A 19,951-nucleotide genomic window follows, 5' to 3' on the forward strand; every position below is an offset into this window, starting at 1 on the left:
GGGTGTTTATTTTATGTTAATGTTCATGATCCAAATTTCATCAAAGTAGGTGTTGTCTACATTCGTGTAATAGGAGATTAGGGCATCACTCCATTCCGAATGTTTTTTTAAATAAACATACCTGAAATTGTTTTTTGGGTTAATAAAATAATGGGCTGTTATTCCTCGCTTTTTTAATTTGTTGATAAAATCATCGGCAAAAGCAGGTTCGGAAAAAACATTGGAAATAATGTAATATCCGGGTTCTTGATTTGCTACTTGCAAATAGTTTCCTTTTTTGGCAGTAGCTCTTTTTTTGTTGGTCAGTCTGGAATAATACTCTTTGATTTCTTCATCGGTTAAGGTAAATTTTGAGTTGGTATTTGTTTTTGGTTCTTCTTTTTTTAGTTTGGAAATTTTAGCTTCCAATTCGTTTTCTTTTGTGTTTTCATTTGTTTTTGGTAATTTAATTTCTTCTCTTTTTGTAGACGATTTCATCGCCGACAACTTGCTGTTTAAATCATTTTTATTTTCTTTTACTATATCGGATTCACCATTTTTCACAGTTGTTTTTGTTGTTGTTTCCACTGTTTTTTCTTCCGTAACTACCGTTGTTTTTGGTTCGCAATTGCAATCTTTTTCGGCTATGGTTGTTTCTAATCTTTCGATGTATTGCATCATGTTCTCAATACGTTTTTCAAAATCGGCTTTCTTCATGTTTTCAACCGAATCTTGTTTGATTATAATTTCTAATAATTTTAAATGATTTTCGTCCAACGTCATTTTTAATTTTTCAATTTCAATGTCTTTGTTATAGGATTTAAGTTCTTCATTTTCCTCTTCATCATCATCTTCTTCTTCAACATCAACAATTGCTTTTGATGGTTTTTTCTTTTTCAAAACCGATTTTTTCTTCTTTGGAGCCGGTTCAATGACAATTGGTTCTTCGGCCATGTCTTCATATTCCTCTTCAGTAAATTCATCCTCGTATTCTTCCTCAATTTCTTGTGTTTTTTTCAACACTTTTGGCTTTTTAACAACCGCTGTAGATTTTCTTTTTGATGGTTTTCTATTATCAGTTTCTTCGTTGTCTTTACCCGCAAATCGATACGAAAGTGTGATTTCGTGCGTTGGACCAAAATTCACTAAACCGTCGTTTATCACTCTTTCATACGTGTAGCCTAAAGACAATTTTTTAGTAAAATGAGCTCCAACGCCAATATTGACACCAAAAAAATCATCAATCCCGGCTTGTACCCAGCCTAAATTTGGAAAATTGGTAATCACCGAACCGCCATAAACAAAATCATCCGTTTGATTCATTTTTCCTCGGGCTATTAATCTGAAAAAACCGTTTTCAAATAACCCTTCTTGGTTTTGCATCTGATGGTGATACATCACGTGGCCTGTATAGGTTTTTTGTGCATAATCCTGAACCATTTTACTGGATTTAAAATCATAATCCACGAAGTTTTCGGCATAAATTCCAAAATCAAAACTTCCCCAGGTTACATTCAAAGCGGGTTTTATCGTTAAAATGGAATTGTTTCGCAAGGCTAAAATCGCTGGATCCGGTTCGTTGGTTACGGCTCTATTTCGATCCACACCACTGTTGTAATAAGCGATGTTAAAACCTAAAGTCAACTTTATTTTTTCACGAATCGGAATTTGATAGGCGTAATTTCCTACTCCACCGAAACTGGTAATGATGCCTAAATTTTGTTGGTAAATTCCAATCCCCACCCCTGCTCTTTCACCATATTTTCCTGAATACGAAAGCATATATAATTCCGGTGAATCATCAAATTGTATCCATTGATTTCGATGATATAACGTGATATACGAATCATTTTCTCTCACTGCAGAAAAGGTTGGATTCATCATAAATCGATTTAATAATAAGGTGTTTTGTGTGGGTATCGTAAACGTCAAAACAGGAGCATCTTGTGCTTGCAAATTGGCAAACACAAATCCTATCAATAGTATTACGATTAGTCTTAACATGGTTATTCGATTACGGTAATAGATCCTCTTTTAATGATTTCATCGTTTTCAGAAATGGTATAATAAAAAACCGGCTCTGTTTTAGCATATTCTAAAACTGTGTTTGGCCAATTATTTTGATAATTTCTGGCTCTGAAAACTACTTTTCCTTTAGGTGAATAAATAATCACCTCAACATCTTCTTTGTTCACATATTCGTTCGGAATAGACCAAAAATCATTGATTCCGTCATTGTTTATTGTAATTACATTTGGCACAACAATACTTGTATTTTCTACTACTGTAACAGTAAATGTTTTGGTGAACTCACATTCGCCAATGGTTCCTATGATGGTATATGTTCCGGCTTCTGAAACAGAAAATGTGTTTCCTGTTGCAATAATTTCATTGTTTAAATACCAAGTATAATTATCAACTCCGCTGGCAATCACTTCGGTTGAACCGCCCTGGATAATTGTTATAGCATCGGCTATGTTTAACGTAATACCGTTTGTTGTGATGACTTCAACAGCAATCGTATTTGATGAGTAAGTACATCCATCAAAATCAATCGTCATGAAATAATTTCCGGGTTCAGTTACGGTAATTGAATTTCCGGTTCCGATTTCGGTATTATTTTCGATAGAAAACCAGGTGAGAATATAATCCGGATTTGTGATGTCTGAAGACAAGGTTACACTACCACCCGATTCGCATAAAACACCTTCGGAAGACAAAGAAAATTCATCTGAAATGCCTAATTTAATTTCAACAACATTGGAAATAATGGCACTAAAACCGGGGATAGTTATGCGTAATTCATACGCTCCGTTTTCTAAATAAGAAGGAATGGTATAAGATGTATTGGATGATGAAAGCACTAATTCTCCTTCTTTAAACCATTCATATACATAACCGTATGAATTGTTTAAGATGGACAATGTTTCAGTAGTAGTTACCGCATTAAAACTTGTTATTAAAAGTGTAGCCAGTTCGCTTTCACAAGGTAAATAGCCTTCATTTGCAGCTATTGTAACGTTGAAAGAATCCGGATAAACCAATTCGGAAATAGCTTCTTGTGTTGCATTACATCCCGTTGTTTGGGTAATAAGTACTTTGTAAATACCATTTTGTGTTACATTAATTGACGAACCTGTTTGGCCGGAAATAATAGCGTTATTTCTAAACCATTCGTAAGTTGGGTTTATCGCGTTGGTTGTAGCGGTTAAGGTTATGGTTTCACCGGGAATGATAATTGAAGTAGCCGGTAAATTCAAACTTGCAGTAATACTGTTTTGTTCTAAATTCAATGTGTTGGAAGTAACTGAACATGCTCCATAAGAAATAACCAAATGATAATTTCCGACTTGGTTGGTAGTATAACTTGGTTGTGTTGCTCCGGTAATTAATGTGTTGTTTCGATACCATTTATAGGTAAAAACACTATTGGTTACTGAACTATTTAATTGAACAGAATTTGTACCACATAAACTTCCCACAGCAGATAGCACCGGAGTTGGAAGTTGCAAAGCAATCGAAATAGCATTAGATTCAATCGGTGCAAAGGTTGGAATGCTTACACGAAGTTTATAGGACCCGTTTTCTGTTGCATTATTAATTGTATGAGTTGTTCCGGTTGCTCCTGAAATAGGCGAATTATTTAACAACCATTGGTATGTAAAATTTGAATTTGGTAATGTAACAGGTACATTTCCAATAGTGGTTTGTGCAATTATCGAATTTAAAGATAATGTTGAAGTTGTTACATTACACGATTGGTAATCGCCCGAATTTTGTATAGTTACTGTGAATCCGATTGGATATTGAACCACAACCGACAATTGTTCAGAAATGGTGCAACCTTGAGTTTCTGTAACTGTTAATTGGTAAGTTCCAGCTTGTGTTACGTTATAATTAGCGGTTGTTGCACCTGTAATGACCACATTATCTTTTCTCCATACATAGGTTGGATTTGTTGCATTGTTGACGGAATTAATAGAAAGTTGTTCACCAGGAATTAATACTTCTGTAGCACCTACATTCCAATCCGCTTCCAATTCTATTAATTCTAAAAAGATAGCATTCGATTCAAAAACACAACCACCAAACGTAATTCTCAATTTATACGTTCCTTCTTGTGTAGCATTATACGTATGTCCGTTTGCTCCCGAAATAGCAACATTATCCTTGAACCATTGGTAAACGTAATTTGTATTTTGATGAGAGGAAGTTAAAAGTCTTGGAGTTCCATCACAAATATAATCTACATTCCCGGCAGAGGAAATCGATAAATTAATTCCGGCTGTTACATTAACGCTTACAATATTGGAGTAGGAGTTCATTACACAACTACCATAATCGACAATGGCATAGTAGTTTCCGGATTGGGTTACATTAAGTGAAGAACCGGTTGCTCCAGCAACTTCTGCAAAATTTCTATACCATTTATATGTTAAACCAGAGTAGTACAATGGCGAGGCAGAAGTACCCGTATTATCAATTTGCAAGGTTGTATTTCCTCCCTCACAAAAAGAAACTGTTCCCGAATTATTATTGATAGAAAAAGGTTGATTATGTACAGCGTAATAGGCAGAAAAAGATACACTTGTTGGACTCGTAACGGCAGGGGCAGTACTTCTTACTCTAATTTTATATGCTTCTCCGGCAACGGTGGTTGGCATGGCAAACGAGACATTTACCGGTGAATATGTACTTGTAGAAGTAGTTAAGGTGGTTGGCGAACCAAAATTTCCGGCGGAATCAGATAGTTCTACAATAAATTGATTTCCCGCTTGAACATTCGATGTGGGAAAGAAAGTAAAACTAAGATTGTAAGAGTTAAATCCTTGCGAAGCACACGCTTGCGTAAAGCCCAACGAAGGTGTTCCAATAACGATAGTTTGAGCATATAAACCCCCGTTGCTATTGATAAGCAAGACAACTAATGCAGTAAGAAAAAAGCTTGTCGGGGTAATTTTCCAAACCATAAAACACTCTTCCTGTTGGATTGCTTTTACCCCAAAAGCAATCGGTTGTTATTTTTTGTAATTTAAATAGGCACTACACTACATTTAATTACGAAAAAAACGATAAATGGTTTTATTTTTTTATCTGTTTTTGGAATTTGATTTCCTAAAAATATACAATTATTTAGATAGCAAATTAAAATTAACATTAAAATCGATGAACGGTATTCAAGTTTGAGGAAAACCGTAATTCCCTTTATTGAAAACCGTAAATACCGATGCAGTTGGTCGATTATTTAGAAATAAACTATCTTTCTAATGCTTTTTTTTTACGTATTTTTGTGGCTCATTTTAGGAATTATGTCAGAAGAAAAGTCGCTCAATTTTATTGAACAAATTATTGAAGAAGATTTAAAAAATGGTTTTCCAAAAGATAAACTTCGTTTTCGGTTTCCACCGGAACCAAACGGTTATCTTCATGTGGGACATGCCAGTGCTATTTGCTTGAATTTTACTTTAGGAATTGATTATCAATCACCTGTCAATTTGCGTTTTGACGATACTAATCCGGCTAAAGAAGAACAAGAATACGTAGATGCTATCAAACGTGATGTGCAATGGCTTGGTTTTCAATGGGCTGAAGAACGTTATGCTTCTGATTATTTTCAAGAATTGTATGATTGGGCGGTTGAGTTTATCAAAAAAGATAAAGCGTATATTGACAGCCAATCATCGGAAGAAATGGCCAAACAAAAAGGAACGCCTACTCAAGTGGGAACCAATAGTCCATACAGGAACCGATCGGTAGAAGAAAATTTAGACCTTTTTGAACGGATGAAAAACGGTGAATTTCCGGAAGGAACACATGTTTTACGTGCTAAAATAGACATGGCTTCTACCAATATGTTGATGCGTGACCCGATTATGTACCGCATTTTGCATAAACACCACCACCGAAGCGGAGACAAGTGGTGTATTTATCCTATGTATGATTGGGCTCATGGCGAAAGTGATTATATTGAAGGAATTTCACATTCCCTTTGTACACTGGAATTTTTACCTCACAGAGAATTATACGATTGGTTTTTAGACCAAATCTATGATAGTAATAAAGTACGTCCGAAACAACGGGAATTTGCCAGAAGAAATCTATCTCATACAGTTGTAAGTAAACGTAAACTGCTTCAATTGGTGCAAGAAGGTCATGTTTCCGGTTGGGACGATCCCAGAATGAGTACTATTTCCGGTATGAGAAGAAGAGGATATACACCGGCTTCCATCCGAAATTTTGCTAAAACCATCGGTATTGCTAAGCGAACCAATTTAATTGATGTTTCACTTTTGGAATTTTGCGTTCGCGAAGATTTAAACAAAACAGCTCCACGTGTGATGGCGGTTTTAAATCCGGTTAAGTTGGTAATTACCAATTATCCAGTCGGACAAGAAGAATGGTTGGATGCGGAAAATAACCCAGAGGAAGAAGTTCTGACGTATCGAAAAGTACCTTTTTCTAAAGAATTATACATTGAAAGAGAAGATTTTCAAGAGGAACCCAACAAGAAATTTTTCCGTTTAACGTTGGGAACCGAGGTGCGTTTGAAGAACGCTTATATCATTAAAGGTGAAAATGTTATCAAAGATGCCAATGGAAACATTACTGAAATTCATGCTTCCTATGATGTAGATTCGAAGTCGGGTAGCGGCACGGAAGCCAGTCAACGCAAGGTAAAAGGAACTATTCATTGGGTTTCGATTCCTCATGCTGTGGAAACAGAAGTTCGTATTTATGATCGTTTATTTAACCACGAAAATCCGGATGGTGACAAAGAAGTTGACTTTAAAAATTACATTAACCCTAATTCATTAGAAGTAATTACGGGTTATGTTGAACCAAGTTTGAAATCGGCAAAAGCGGAAGATAAATTTCAATTTCAACGGTTGGGCTATTTTTGTGTAGACAAAGATTCTTCTAAAGAAAAATTAGTTTTTAATAAAACCGTTGGCTTGAGAGATACTTGGGCAAAAATTGAATTAAAAGAATAATTTTTAACTATAAATAAAAATAATTAAAAACCACACAAGCGTGTGGTTTTTTCTATTATTATAAAAACTTATTGTTTTTTAAAATTAAATAAACAAAAGTAATTAAAATAGGCTTTTTTAGAACAGCTATAGGAAAATAAAAAAAAGCAGCAATATGATTTTACTCTTTTGTCCCATAAAATGAATTTAAACGCTTCTAATTCGTTTTTGATGATTTTGTGTTCTTTTTTGCTTCCTAGTTACCTCAAAAATTAATTTTTAATTTTGATTTTTCAAAATCTGTTTTCAAAAAACATAGATAAATTATTTTAAAAAAAAGAGACCAAAAGGTCTCTCTTATTTTTATTCTTCTTCTTCGGAACTTCCGAATTCATCTTTTTTCTTTTTACTCAATCGAGTGGTACTATTTGCTTTTTTCATTGCCTCTCCCACTTGGTTGCTGGCAGTAAAGCTCGCTACCATATTATTTAGCATATCGCTACCCGCCTGAGGAGAATTTGGCAACAAAATTAAGTTAGAATTAGTATCTGCACCAATCGCTTGCAACGTATCATAATGTTGTGTAACCACAATTAACGCGGAAGCTTCTTGCGAATTAATGCCTACTTTGTTTAAAACGTCAACACTTTCTACCAAACCTCTTGCAATTTCTCTTCTTTGGTCGGCAATACCTTGACCTTGAAGTCTTTTGCTCTCTGCTTCCGCTTTTGCTTTGGCTACAATTCTAATTCTTCCGGCTTCTGCCTCGTATTCTGCAGCGGTTTTTTCACGGTCAGCCGCGTTGATTCGATTCATCGCATTTTTCACTTGAATATCCGGATCAATATCAGTAATTAAGGTGTTGATAATGTCATATCCATAGGTGGTCATCGCCTCGTTTAATTCACGTTTTACGGCAATGGCAATGTCATCTTTACGCTCAAAAACATCATCCAATTTCAATTTAGGAACTTCGGCACGTACTACATCAAATACATACGAAGTAATCTGATCATGTGGATATTCTAATTTATAAAATGCTTCGTATACTTTTTCTTGAATCACTTTAAATTGAACAGACACTTTCATCTTAACGAATACATTGTCTTTCGTTTTAGTCTCAATGATAACGTCTAATTGTTGAATTCTGAGGTTTATTTTCCCGGCAATACGGTCAATTACAGGAATTTTAAGTTGTAAACCGGACTGTCTAATGCTACTAAAACGTCCGAAACGCTCAATTACAGCAGCTGTTTGTTGTTTGACCGTAAAGAAAGATGCTAATAAAATAAAAACACCTAATACAATAATAATGTAACCAATCATAGAAAATAGTTTTATATGTTATGTTATATGATACGAAATTTCTCGTACGTTTGTTACAACTAAATACAATATTCATGATAAGATTTTATTTTACGTTAGTTTTTCTAAGTTTTACAACGTTAGTTTCTGCTCAATACGGAAAAGGAGATTACAATCACATTGGTGTTAGTTTAGGACTTAATCAATCGACAATTTACACCTCAAGTTTTAATGTTAAGCCAGCGATGAATTGGACGGCCGGTTTAGCTATGCGAGGCAATTATTACAATAATTTTTCGATGATATATGGCATGAATTTTACTGAAAACAAATTTTCTATTGAAACTTTTTCAGGTATTTCTCAAAGGGAAGTAGATTTAAAAATGATGGCTGTTCAAATTCATTTGTTGTTGTGTTACAAAATTGGTGGAGGTCCAGTTTCATTAGATTTTGGTCCGGTTTTGCAAGTGAACAGTAAATTAAAATTCAACGATTCTGATGAAAATAATTTTATAGTAGGCAATGAATTGCTTCGTGTGCAAGACATTGAAGACATTACGCCTATTAATTTTAATGTTTATGCCGGAATTTCCGGTGGTTTTGAAAATGTTCGTTTGAGTTTGAGTTATCAATATGGCGTGACCAATATTTTGAATAATCTCAATAAACAAGATGAAGTAGAGCTTTTAGCAGATGGAAAACTCAAAGGGAATTTAGGCGTTATTGCAGGCAATATTATCTTTTATTTTTAAAAAACAAAGGCTCCTTTTTCGGAGCCTTTGTTTATAGCATTTGAATCGCTTTTAGTATTCTTTTAACGGTTTCCTCTTTCCCAATCATTTCAATAATATCAAACAAATGAGGTCCTTTTAAAGCTCCCACCAAACTCAATCGAAGCGGTTGCATTACTTTACCCATGCCAATTTCGTTGGTGGTCATCCAATCTTTTAAAATGGTTTCAATGTTTAAAGAGGTAAAATCCTCAATCGATGCTAAAACTTCAATGACTTGTCTCATTAAAGCTGGTGTTTCTTCTTTCCAATTTTTGGCTGCTTTTTCGTCATACGAAGTCGGTGCTACAAAGAAATAATCCGCTAATTCCCAGAAATCTGAAACAAAGTTTGCCCGTTCTTTTATGGAAGAAACGATTCGTTTCATGTGCGGTTTGTTTGTCATTTCGACGAAGGAGACCCGAGCGTCAGCGAACTGGCGAAGCAAACCTCTTTTTTTTAAGTCAGAAATAAATAAATCCACCAAACTTTCATCACTTTGCTTTTGCAAATACTGATGATTGAACCATTTGTTTTTCTCAGGGTCAAATTTGGCTCCGGCTTTGTGCACGCGATTCAAATCAAATTTTTCTACTAATTCATCTAATGAAAATAATTCTTGATCAGTTCCATCATTCCAACCCAATAAGGCTAAAAAGTTAATCACTGCTTCCGGAAAATAACCTGTTTCACGATAACCGGATGAAACGCCTTCTTCTGTTTTCCACTCTAAAGGAAACACAGGAAAGCCCATTTTATCACCATCTCGTTTGGATAATTTTCCGTTTCCGATGGGTTTTAAAATCAACGGTAAATGTGCAAATTCAGGAGCTTCCCAACCAAAAGCTTTGTACAGCAAATGATGAAGTGGGAGCGAAGGCAGCCATTCTTCACCACGAATAACGTGCGATGTTTCCATCAAATGATCATCTACAATGTTGGCCAAATGATAGGTTGGCATACCATCACTTTTAAATAACACTTTGTCATCCAATAAGTTCGTATCAAATTTAATATCACCACGAATGATGTCTTTCAATTCTAAAACTTCATTTACAGGTGTTTTGAAACGAATCACAAAATCTTCACCGGCAGCAATTCTTCTGTTTGTTTCTTCCTTTGACATGACCAACGAAGTATCTAATTTTTCGCGGTTATGCCAATTGTAAATGAACGTTTTTCCTTGTTCTTCGTGTTGTTTTCTATGCAAATCCAAAGCTTCCGGTGTATCAAACGCATAATACGCCCAACATGAATGAATCAATTGATCGGCATATTGTTTATACAAATGTTTGCGTTCACTTTGACGATACGGACCAAATTTTTCGTTTTTTCCAACCGTTTCAGAAGGTGAAATTCCCAACCATTCTAACGCTTCAAAAATATATTGCTCCGCTCCGGGAACAAAACGATTTTGGTCGGTATCTTCAATACGCAGATAAAAAACGCCGTTATTTTTTTTCGCAAATAAATAATTGAATAAAGCAGTTCTTACTCCACCAATATGCAATGGTCCGGTTGGACTGGGAGCAAAACGAACGCGAACAGGTCTTGACATTTTTAATAAATTTTTTGCAAAGATACATTTTCAAAATGTATTGAATTTCTTTTGCTTTAATTTCATCAAAATTTATCGATTTAATAAGATTAAAATCCGCATGAAACTGTTAATTTCATTAGAAAACATTTAACTTTTGACTATCGAATAAAATTGTACTTTTATCAGTTACAAGTAAAAGCCACATTATTTTGGAAACAAAGTCACTGATTTATCAAAAGTTAGAAGCATTCATAAAAAAATATTACACCAACGAACTGGTAAAAGGAGTCATTTTATTTGTTGGTTTTGGATTGTTGTATTTCTTTTTTACGCTCTTTATAGAATATTTTCTTTGGTTAAAACCAGTAGGAAGAACGATATTATTTTGGCTTTTTGTTGTTGTTCAATTGTTTCTTTTGTCGCGATTTATTTTGTTTCCACTTTTTAAATTGTTCAAACTTCAAAAAGGAATTGATTACAAACAAGCCTCCCAAATTATTGGAAATCATTTCACTGAAGTGAATGACAAACTCACTAACTTTTTGCAATTAGCAGAAAATAACTTGCAATCAGAGCTACTTTTGGCTTCCATCGAACAAAAAGGCAAAAGTTTACAACCTATTCCGTTTAGCAACGCCATCAACTTTAAAAAGAATACCAAATACATACCGTGGGCGATTGTTCCGTTGTTGTTTTTAAGTTTTTTTATGTTGTCTGGAAATAGCGATATTATTGCCGATAGTATGAATCGAGTGGTGCGATATAATGAGAAGTTTTCACCACCTGCACCTTTTTCGTTTGTGATTTTAAATGAAAAATTACAAACAGAACAAGGCTTGGATTATGTTCTTCAGGTAAAATCAGAAGGAAAAGTTATTCCCGAAAATGCGATGATTTTTATTGGTGATGAAAGTTACTACATGGAATCGGTTAAACCCGGCGTATTTGAATATCGTTTTACAAAACCTTCAAAAAATGTTGCGTTTCACATTGAAGCGAATTCCGTTTCATCCGATGATTATGAACTTTCGGTAGTGGCAGTTCCCACCGTTTCTAATTTTGAAATGCTGTTGCAATTTCCATCGTATTTAAATCGAAAAGCTGAAATTATCAAAGGTTCAGGAAATGCGATTATTCCTGAAGGAACGAAAGTGAGTTGGAAGATTAATGCTCTTTCCACATCAAAAATTGAATATGCTGATGGTTCCGGTTTTACCAATTTTGTTCAGGAGAATAATGAATTCAAATTGTCTAAAAATGTTTTTCAAAACACAGAATACCAAATACTTACATCAAATAGTAAAATTAAACATTACGAGAAGTTAAATTATCAAATCTCAACAATTAAAGATCAATTTCCAACGATTACGGTCAACAATGCTCCGGATAGTTTGCGTATTGAGAAGAATATTTTAATCGGACAAGTTTCAGATGATATTGGGCTCTCTAAATTACAAATAGTCTATTATCCCCAAAACAATGAAAAAGCGGCTTTAAAATCAGCTATTCCTGTGAAAAGAGATGTTTTTGACCAATTCATTTATACTTTTCCGGGTAATCTTCCTGTGGAAGAAGGTGTTTCGTATGAATACTATTTTGAAGTGTTTGATAATGATGCGATTCACAATTATAAAAGCTCAAAATCTTCTGTGTTTTCCGATCGAATCAGTACCGAAGAAGAGCGTGAAGACGAACAATTCAAACAACAAAACGACAACATCAATAGTATCCAAAAGGCGTTGAAGAATCAAGACAAACAGTTATCAGAGTTAGATAAGATTCAAAAGATGAGCAAGGAAAAGGAAAGCTTAGAATTCAAAGACAAACAAAAAATAAATGATTTCATCAAACGCCAAAAGCAACAAGAGGAAATGATGAAAGAATTTACAAAGGATTTAAAGGATAATTTGAAAGAATTTAACAAAGGAGAAAAGGACGAATTCAAAGAACAGCTTGAAAAACGTGCTGAAAATGCTGAAAAACAATCAGAAGAAAATCAGAAGCTATTAGACGAACTTCAAAAACTTTCTGAGAAAATCCAAGATTTAGACATAGAGGAAAAGTTAGATAAAATCAAACAAAATTCTAAAAACCAATCGAAGAATTTAGAACAATTGGTGGAACTGACTAAGAAATATTATGTTGAAAAGAAAGCTGAACAACTCATCAAAAAGTTAGACAAATTAGCCGACAAACAAGATAAGTTATCCAAAGAAGATAAAGAAAACACCGCTGAAAGGCAGGAAGACATCAACAAAGAATTTGATAAAATTCAGGAAGAATTGCGTCAGTTGGAAAAAGAAAATAAAGAATTGAAATCGCCGGTGGACATTCCATCAGATGAAAAACAAGAAAAGAGTATCGAAGAAGATATGGAAAAAGCTTCGGATGAACTTCAAAAAGAGCAAAAAGACAAGGCTAAGCCAAAGCAAAAAAGTGCTGCTCAAAAGATGAAACAGATGAGTATGCAAATGCAGGCCGGAATGGCTGGAGGACAAATGGAGCAAATGGAAGAAGATATTAAAATGCTTCGCCAAATTTTAGATAATTTATTGGCATTTTCGTTTTCACAGGAGGAGTTAATGAAGCAGTTTAGAGGGTTAAAAAAAGGTGCTCCATCTTACAATAAGTACCTTAGAGCACAACAGGATTTAAAACAACAATTCAAGCACATTGATGACAGTTTATTTGCGTTGTCTTTGCGTAACGAAATGATTACAGAAAAAGTAACAGAAGAAATAGGAAATGTCCATTATAATGTCGATAAATCGCTTGAAACATTAGCAGAGGCTTTTATTTCTAAAGGGGTCTCTCATCAACAATATTCCGTGGCTGCCTCTAACCGATTAGCTGATTTTCTATCAGATGTGATGAATAATATGCAAATGTCTATGTCCGGAATGGGCTCTGGAAGTAGCGGTATGCCAAAGCCGGGTCAAGGAAAGGGCGGACAATTACCGGACATTATTCAAAAGCAAAAAGGACTTTCTGAGAAAATGAAAGAAGGTTTAGAAAAAGGTGACAAACCTGGAGAAGGCAAAGAAGGAGAGAAGGGAGAGAAACCTGGCGGTAATGAAGGCAATAAAGAAGGCAAGGGAAATAAAAAAGGGAACAAACCCGGCGAAGGAAGTGGTGGAGGACAGGGCAACAATGATGGTGAAGAAAACGCTCGTGAATTAATGGAAATTTTCCAAGAGCAACGTCGATTACGGCAACAGTTAGAAGATGAATTAAAGAAACAAGGTTTAACACCGGGTGGTCAGAAAGTATTAGACCAAATGAAGGATGCCGAAAAACAAGTTTTAAACAAAGGTTTTAAAAACGAAGTACTCCAACGTATGTTAAACATTAATTATGAAATGTTGAAATTGGAAAAAGCCCTTCAACAACAAGGAGAAGATACGAAACGGCAATCAGAAACTAATCGAAAAGAGTTTAACAATTCGGTTAAACCACTTTCTCCTGACTTGCAACAATATTTAAATAGTATTGAAATTTTAAACAGACAAAGCTTACCTTTGCGGCCAAATTACAATCAAAAGGTGCAACAATACTTTAAGAAGGATGATTAATTTTAATTATGAAACAGATTTCGAGCTGGGTGCTGAAATGTTGTTTTCAAATTGGATTTCTGCAATAATTTTTTCGGAAGATAGAGAGGAAGGAGAGATTAACTTTATTTTTTGCGATGATGATTATCTGCATAAGATTAACTTGGAATACCTCCAACACGACACACTAACCGATATTATTAGTTTCGACTATTGTGAAGGAAATTTTTTACACGGCGATGTTTTTATTTCCGTTGAGAGGGTAGCTGAAAATGCTAAAGAATTCAATGTCTCTTTTGAAAATGAATTAAAGCGTGTTATGGCACACGGCATATTGCATTATTGTGGCTATAAAGACAAAAGCAAAGATGACGAAGTGTTAATGCGTCAAAAAGAGAATGAAAAAATAGAAATGTTCCACGTGGAACAGTAACAATGTTAATAAGGTTTCTGTGAATTGTTTCACGTGGAACGTTGGTTAGAATTATGTTTCAAGAAAAATATGATGTAATAGTTGTGGGGGCCGGTCATGCTGGTTCAGAAGCTGCCGCCGCCGCCGCAAACATGGGTTGTTCCACTCTGTTGGTAACAATGAACTTGCAGACTATCGGACAAATGTCTTGTAATCCCGCAATGGGCGGAATTGCAAAAGGACAAATTGTGCGTGAGATTGACGCTTTAGGAGGTTATTCCGGTATTGTTTCGGATAAAACAGCTATCCAGTTTAAAATGCTAAACAAATCTAAAGGACCAGCTATGTGGTCGCCTCGAGTTCAAAGTGACAGAATGCGGTTTGCTGAAGAATGGCGATTGATGCTGGAGAACTCTCCCAATGTGGATTTCTACCAAGAAATGGTTGCCGGTTTAATTATCGAAAATAATGTTGTCAAAGGAATCAAAACATCGTTAGGAATTGAAATCAATGCCAAAACTGTTGTTTTAACGAATGGAACGTTCCTCAACGGATTAATTCATATCGGTGAAAAACAATTTGGTGGAGGAAGAGCCGGTGAAAGTGCTGCCTACGGAATCACAGAAGATTTAGTTCGGCTTGGATTTGAATCAGGTCGAATGAAAACCGGAACACCTCCAAGAGTTGATGGGCGTTCGTTGGATTTTTCCAAAATGAGAGAAGAAAAAGGTGACGATAAACCACATAAATTCTCTTATTTAGATTCTTCAAAACCTTTGACTCACCAAAAGTCGTGTTGGATGACATATACATCTGAAACGGTTCATAATTTATTACGTGAAGGTTTTGATCGTTCGCCAATGTTTAATGGAAGAATTCAAAGCACTGGTCCACGTTATTGTCCATCCATTGAAGATAAAATCAATCGTTTTGCAGACAAGGATAGACATCAACTGTTTGTTGAACCTGAAGGTTGGAATACAGTTGAGGTTTATGTAAATGGATTTTCAACTTCCTTGCCTGAAGAGATTCAATATAAAGCACTACGTTCGGTTGAAGGATTTGAGAATGTTAAATTCTTTCGCCCCGGTTATGCTATTGAATATGATTATTTTCCCCCCACACAGTTAAAACATACTTTGGAAACCAAGTTGGTTGATGGTTTGTTTTTTGCCGGTCAAATTAACGGAACGACAGGTTATGAAGAAGCCGCTTCGCAAGGCTTAATAGCAGGAATAAATGCAGCATTAAAAGTGCAAGAACGAGATCCTTTTGTGTTGAAAAGAGACGAAGCCTATATTGGTGTTTTAATTGATGATTTAATTACTAAAGGCACCGAAGAACCTTACAGAATGTTTACTTCAAGAGCAGAATACCGCACGTTGCTCCGTCAAGATAATGCTGACGAGAGATTAACGCCAAAAGGACATGCTTTAGGACTAGCTTCGGATGAACGCTTAAGAAGAATGGAGTATAAGTTTTCAGAAGCAGAAAAGATGGTTTCTTTTTTTAAAGAAACAAGTATTACACCCGATGAAGCCAATCCTGTTCTAGAGGAAAAGGGAAGTGCTTTAATGACACAATCTGACAAAATGTACAAGGTGTTCTCTCGTCCGCAAATTGATTTAAATGATATTGTTTTGTTTGAAAAAGTGAAAGATTATATTGCTCAGAACGAATTAGATGAGGAGACAATCGAACAAGCTGAAATTCAAGTAAAATATAACGGATATATAGAGAAAGAACGAAACAATGCCGACAAACTTAAGCGTTTAGAAGATGTAAAAATTCCTGAAAACTTTGATTTTGATAAAGTCAAATCCTTATCTTTTGAGGCAAGAGAAAAGTTTAAAAAAATTCGCCCGGTAACTGTTTCGCAGGCCTCCAGAATTAGCGGTGTAAACCCAAGTGATATTTCTATTCTACTAATTTATATGGGTAGATAATAAAGTTTTTTGATCAAATTAAGCTAAATACTGTTTATTGTTCCACGTGAAACTTTTATGTGAACCTCTTTAAAATCAACTTATTTCTAAGCAAAAGAATATAATTGTCTAATGAATTTTTTAAACGAACCATTTCTTAAAGTAAAAGATTATTCAGTTTCCGGTGAAGAGTTTGGGTTATTAATAGATGAAAATCTTCAACTTCTCAAAACCTATCCTCAACCTGAATTGTCTGAATTGTCTAAATATTACGAAAGTGAAGCATATATTTCTCATACTGATTCAAAGCGATCGCTGTTTGAAATAACTTACCATTTTATCAAACAAAAAGCTTTGCGAAATAAAATAAAGTTGGTAGAAAGGTGGAATGGTGGAAAAGGAACATTATTGGATATTGGCACAGGAACAGGAGATTTTTTAGCAGAAGCAAAACGTAATCATTGGAAATCAGTGGGAATAGAGCCTAATGAAAACGCAAGAACAAAGGCGAAACTTAAAGGAATTTGTTTGGTCGAATCATTAACTGAACTAGAAGATAATTATTTTGATGTGGTTACCATGTGGCATGTTTTAGAGCATGTACCTGATTTAGAAAACCAGATAAAAGAACTTAAAAGAGTAGTAAAACCTAATGGTGTGATTTTTATAGCCGTGCCTAATTTTAAGTCATACGATGCCAATTATTATGGAAAATATTGGGCAGCTTATGATGTTCCGAGGCATTTATGGCATTTTTCTAAAACTGCTATGGAAAAATTATTTGCTAAGCAAAATTTAAAATTAAAAAAAGTGCTACCCTTGTGGTTTGATAGTTTTTATGTGAGTTTGCTTTCTGAAAAATATAAATCGGGCAAGATGAATCTATTTAAAGCATTTTGGATTGGATTACAATCAAATCTTAAAGGTAGAAAGAATTTAGAGTATTCTTCTCATATTTACATTTTTAAAAACAGTTAAAATCATTTGAAGGCCTTTTTACGCTTTATTGTCAAATAATAGAGAAATTTGTTTATTGAAAAATAATTATCAATTTAAAGTCCTCTAATGAATTCAATAGGCATAGATTTTAGCTATTTAATTAATAATTTAAATTGTGTTCCTTTATGCAGCTTTTTTGTATATAAAAATCAAATTTGCCAATTAATTAGGAATTATTACTTTTACCAAAATTTATAAATCAGATTATCATAATGAAAAAATCAATTTTAGTTTTCGGCTTACTTTTGGCCTTAACATCTTGTGAAAAAGCAGCCGAACAAAAAGATTTCAAAACTGCTTACGTGGATACTTCAAAACTCTTAGAAGAATATACAGAAGCAAAAGATATAGAAGAAAAGTATAAATCAAAAGGGGAAGAAATGGGGAAGCAACTCGAAGCAGAAGTCGTTCGTTTCCGATCTGAAGCAGCTGCTTTTCAAAAAAATGCTCAAACATACGGACCACAATGGGCTCAACAAAAAGGAGCAGAGTTACAGCAAAAAGAGCAAGAGCTGTCTTATGCTCAACAGGCCATTTTACGTCAATTGCAAGACGAAAGCGGTAAAGAAATGGACAGCTTAGTGAAAGACGTAAAAAAATTCATCAAAGATTACGGTAAAGAAAAAGGATACAATTACATCTACGGAACAGGTGATGCCGCTACCGTATTGTATGCCAAAGACGAATACGATATTACCAATGAAGTTATTAAGTTGTTGAACGAGAAATACAAATCGTCTTCGTCAGACGATAAAAAAGAAAAAGAAGAAGAAGTTAAAGCTGATTCTACAAAAAAATAATCAATCAAATTTTTGAAATCAAAGCCTCTCGTTAAGAGAGGCTTTGTTGTTATTACTATTAATTACCTCAAAAGGACTTATAGGTTTCCGTTGGAACAAATTATCTCCAAAAGCTAATTTAACCAATACACCGCCAAAACAGCCGGAATGAAATAGATTACAATAGTTCTTGCTCCATCATAATCCTTAGCTAAACGTTGTCCAAAAAGCAAAAAAAGTAATGTTATACAACTCATCACAGCGGCATAAAAGCCAAATTCTCGATTGCCATTATAGAGCAATTGCACCATACCGGCAATTGCCAATACAACAGTAATCAATTCCAACAACACAATAAAAACCAAAGATTGTGGAATAAAATTTTTAAGAACAGTTTTGGAAAAATGTGCTTTTAGCCAAGTCAAATTATCTTGCCAATAAAACAACTTATCATAACCTGACTGTAAAAAAGTAACAGTCAAAAGCAGTAAAATTAAAAAAGAAGCTGGATTGTTCACGGGTTTATTTTTTATGAATTAATCGAGTTAATTGAATAGATAAATCAGTTAAAATAATCTTCGCATTACCATTTCGTTCAATATGATACATGGCATCGTTAAGTTCTTTATAAATATCTAGTATGTTGTTTCCGTTGACAAACGGAGCAAAGTTCTCAAGTTTAAATTTCTCAACCTTAGGTTCTAAATAAACCAATGGTGTGGCTTGATAATTTAAAAGCAATGCTTGCCGAAACATTTCGAAGCAGAATAACAAAAATTTTTTTTGTGTTTCTCGACCTAATTTCGAAATTTCTTCGCTCCAATTAATTAATTCTTGAATAGCGGCAGCATTTCCTTTGGCTTTAAAGGCAGCACGAACCCAAAGTACAAACCACTGTTCAAAGGGTAAATCTTCGTTGTCATCACTCAATAATTTTAATGCCTTATTGAAGTTTCCTTGTGCTTGATGAGCAATTTTTGCAGCTGTATTAGAATCAACCTGAAGCCTATTAATAAGAGCTTCAGCAATCACATTTTCAGGAAGTCCGATAAAATCTAAAACCTGACAGCGAGAGCGAATGGTTTGAATTATGTCTTCCTCCTTTTCTGTAATTAAAATAAAAATAGTTTTATCGGTAGGTTCCTCTAATATTTTCAATAATTTATTTGATGCGGCAATGTTCATCTTGTCTGCCATCCAAATAATCATCACCTTATAACCTCCTTCGTACGACTTAAGGGATAGTGTTTTCAGTATTTCTTGTGCATCGTCCACTCGAATTTCTCCTTGCTTATTTTCTACACCTAATATTTTGAACCAATCAAATAAACTCCCGTATACATTATGAGCCAAAAAATTTCGCCAATCAACTAAGAAATCAATGCTTTTTGGTTTTGATTTAACCTCATCTGTGGTCACTGTTGGATAAATAAAATGCAAATCAGGATGAGCAAAATGTTGAAATTTAAGATTGCACGCTTCGTTTCCACCTGAATTTTCATTTCCGGAATTGTTACAGAGTAAGTATTGAGCATAGGCAATGGCCATAGCTAATGTTCCGGAACCTTCCGGGCCAACAAAAAGTTGTGCGTGTGGAACTCTTCCCAAAGTAACGCTTCGGGTTAAATGATTTTTAATATGCTCCTGGCCTAAAATTTGTGAAAATTGCATATAGCAAATATAAATGATTTTTTACCTTAAAACAGGTTTGTTTTCAAGG

Annotated in this window: 13 protein-coding genes; 7 read left to right on the top strand and 6 right to left on the bottom strand. The window is 34.6% G+C overall.

Going from position 1 to position 19,951, the window contains the following annotated elements:
* Positions 1–6: 6 nt before the first annotated feature.
* Entirely contained in the window at positions 7–1,983 is a 1,977-nt protein-coding gene (locus tag R2782_RS03405; RefSeq protein ID WP_371266671.1) for a PorP/SprF family type IX secretion system membrane protein, read from the bottom strand.
* 2 nt (positions 1,984–1,985) lie between these two features.
* Positions 1,986–4,949 carry a gliding motility-associated C-terminal domain-containing protein gene (locus R2782_RS03410; protein ID WP_371266672.1) on the bottom strand — a complete coding sequence of 988 codons (2,964 nt, stop codon included), beginning with the start codon at positions 4,947–4,949 and terminating at the stop codon, positions 1,986–1,988.
* A 336-nt stretch (positions 4,950–5,285) separates the two neighbouring features.
* Between R2782_RS03410 and R2782_RS03415 the strand changes: the two genes are divergently transcribed.
* Complete coding sequence (locus tag R2782_RS03415; protein ID WP_371266944.1) at positions 5,286–6,971, top strand: glutamine--tRNA ligase/YqeY domain fusion protein; 1,686 nt, start codon at positions 5,286–5,288, stop codon at positions 6,969–6,971.
* 342 nt (positions 6,972–7,313) lie between these two features.
* Here the strand turns inward: R2782_RS03415 and R2782_RS03420 are convergent, their stop codons facing one another.
* The gene (locus R2782_RS03420; protein ID WP_371266673.1) at positions 7,314–8,276 is read right to left on the bottom strand and encodes an SPFH domain-containing protein; all 963 of its coding nucleotides are present in this window, start codon (positions 8,274–8,276) and stop codon (positions 7,314–7,316) included.
* Between the two features lie 74 nt (positions 8,277–8,350).
* Here R2782_RS03420 and R2782_RS03425 point away from each other — a divergent pair, with 74 nt between their 5' ends.
* Positions 8,351–9,007, top strand: coding sequence for a PorT family protein (locus R2782_RS03425; protein WP_371266674.1), 657 nt, complete (start codon positions 8,351–8,353; stop codon positions 9,005–9,007).
* Positions 9,008–9,038: 31 nt separating this feature from the next.
* Here the strand turns inward: R2782_RS03425 and gltX are convergent, their stop codons facing one another.
* Positions 9,039–10,583, bottom strand: a complete 1,545-nt coding sequence (gene gltX, locus R2782_RS03430; protein ID WP_371266675.1) for a glutamate--tRNA ligase — start codon at positions 10,581–10,583, stop codon at positions 9,039–9,041.
* 191 nt (positions 10,584–10,774) lie between these two features.
* On the opposite strand from gltX, the gene R2782_RS03435 reads away from it, so the two are divergent.
* From R2782_RS03435 to R2782_RS03455, 5 genes are all read left to right on the top strand, one after another.
* Positions 10,775–14,137 (top strand): hypothetical protein, encoded by a 3,363-nt coding sequence (locus tag R2782_RS03435; RefSeq protein WP_371266676.1) that lies wholly within the window; start codon positions 10,775–10,777, stop codon positions 14,135–14,137.
* Entirely contained in the window at positions 14,130–14,549 is a 420-nt protein-coding gene (gene ybeY, locus R2782_RS03440; protein WP_371266677.1) for an rRNA maturation RNase YbeY, read from the top strand. The genes R2782_RS03435 and ybeY overlap by 8 nt, the downstream gene beginning before the upstream one ends.
* A 53-nt stretch (positions 14,550–14,602) precedes the next feature.
* Positions 14,603–16,474, top strand: coding sequence for a tRNA uridine-5-carboxymethylaminomethyl(34) synthesis enzyme MnmG (gene mnmG / locus R2782_RS03445; protein WP_371266678.1), 1,872 nt, complete (start codon positions 14,603–14,605; stop codon positions 16,472–16,474).
* Between the two features lie 111 nt (positions 16,475–16,585).
* Positions 16,586–17,431, top strand: coding sequence for a class I SAM-dependent methyltransferase (locus R2782_RS03450; RefSeq protein ID WP_371266679.1), 846 nt, complete (start codon positions 16,586–16,588; stop codon positions 17,429–17,431).
* A gap of 233 nt (positions 17,432–17,664) precedes the next feature.
* Positions 17,665–18,252, top strand: a complete 588-nt coding sequence (locus tag R2782_RS03455) for an OmpH family outer membrane protein (protein WP_371266680.1) — start codon at positions 17,665–17,667, stop codon at positions 18,250–18,252.
* 113 nt (positions 18,253–18,365) lie between these two features.
* Here the strand turns inward: R2782_RS03455 and R2782_RS03460 are convergent, their stop codons facing one another.
* The gene (locus R2782_RS03460) at positions 18,366–18,749 is read right to left on the bottom strand and encodes a DoxX family protein (protein ID WP_371266681.1); all 384 of its coding nucleotides are present in this window, start codon (positions 18,747–18,749) and stop codon (positions 18,366–18,368) included.
* Positions 18,750–18,753: 4 nt separating this feature from the next.
* Entirely contained in the window at positions 18,754–19,902 is a 1,149-nt protein-coding gene (locus tag R2782_RS03465; protein ID WP_371266682.1) for an ATP-binding protein, read from the bottom strand.
* Between the last annotated feature and the right edge of the window lie 49 nt (positions 19,903–19,951).

The organism is Flavobacterium sp. (assembly GCF_041392085.1).
GTDB lineage: Bacteria > Bacteroidota > Bacteroidia > Flavobacteriales > Flavobacteriaceae > Flavobacterium.

Bases quoted from the DNA above. Each gene is read 5' to 3' on its own strand.
- R2782_RS03405 (WP_371266671.1), bottom strand. From the start codon at position 1,983: ATGTTAAGACTAATCGTAATACTATTGATAGGATTTGTGTTTGCCAAT.
- R2782_RS03410 (WP_371266672.1), bottom strand. From the start codon at position 4,949: ATGGTTTGGAAAATTACCCCGACAAGCTTTTTTCTTACTGCATTAGTT.
- R2782_RS03420 (WP_371266673.1), bottom strand. From the start codon at position 8,276: ATGATTGGTTACATTATTATTGTATTAGGTGTTTTTATTTTATTAGCA.
- R2782_RS03425 (WP_371266674.1), top strand. From the start codon at position 8,351: ATGATAAGATTTTATTTTACGTTAGTTTTTCTAAGTTTTACAACGTTA.
- gltX (WP_371266675.1), bottom strand. From the start codon at position 10,583: ATGTCAAGACCTGTTCGCGTTCGTTTTGCTCCCAGTCCAACCGGACCA.
- ybeY (WP_371266677.1), top strand. From the start codon at position 14,130: ATGATTAATTTTAATTATGAAACAGATTTCGAGCTGGGTGCTGAAATG.
- mnmG (WP_371266678.1), top strand. From the start codon at position 14,603: ATGTTTCAAGAAAAATATGATGTAATAGTTGTGGGGGCCGGTCATGCT.
- R2782_RS03450 (WP_371266679.1), top strand. From the start codon at position 16,586: ATGAATTTTTTAAACGAACCATTTCTTAAAGTAAAAGATTATTCAGTT.
- R2782_RS03455 (WP_371266680.1), top strand. From the start codon at position 17,665: ATGAAAAAATCAATTTTAGTTTTCGGCTTACTTTTGGCCTTAACATCT.
- R2782_RS03465 (WP_371266682.1), bottom strand. From the start codon at position 19,902: ATGCAATTTTCACAAATTTTAGGCCAGGAGCATATTAAAAATCATTTA.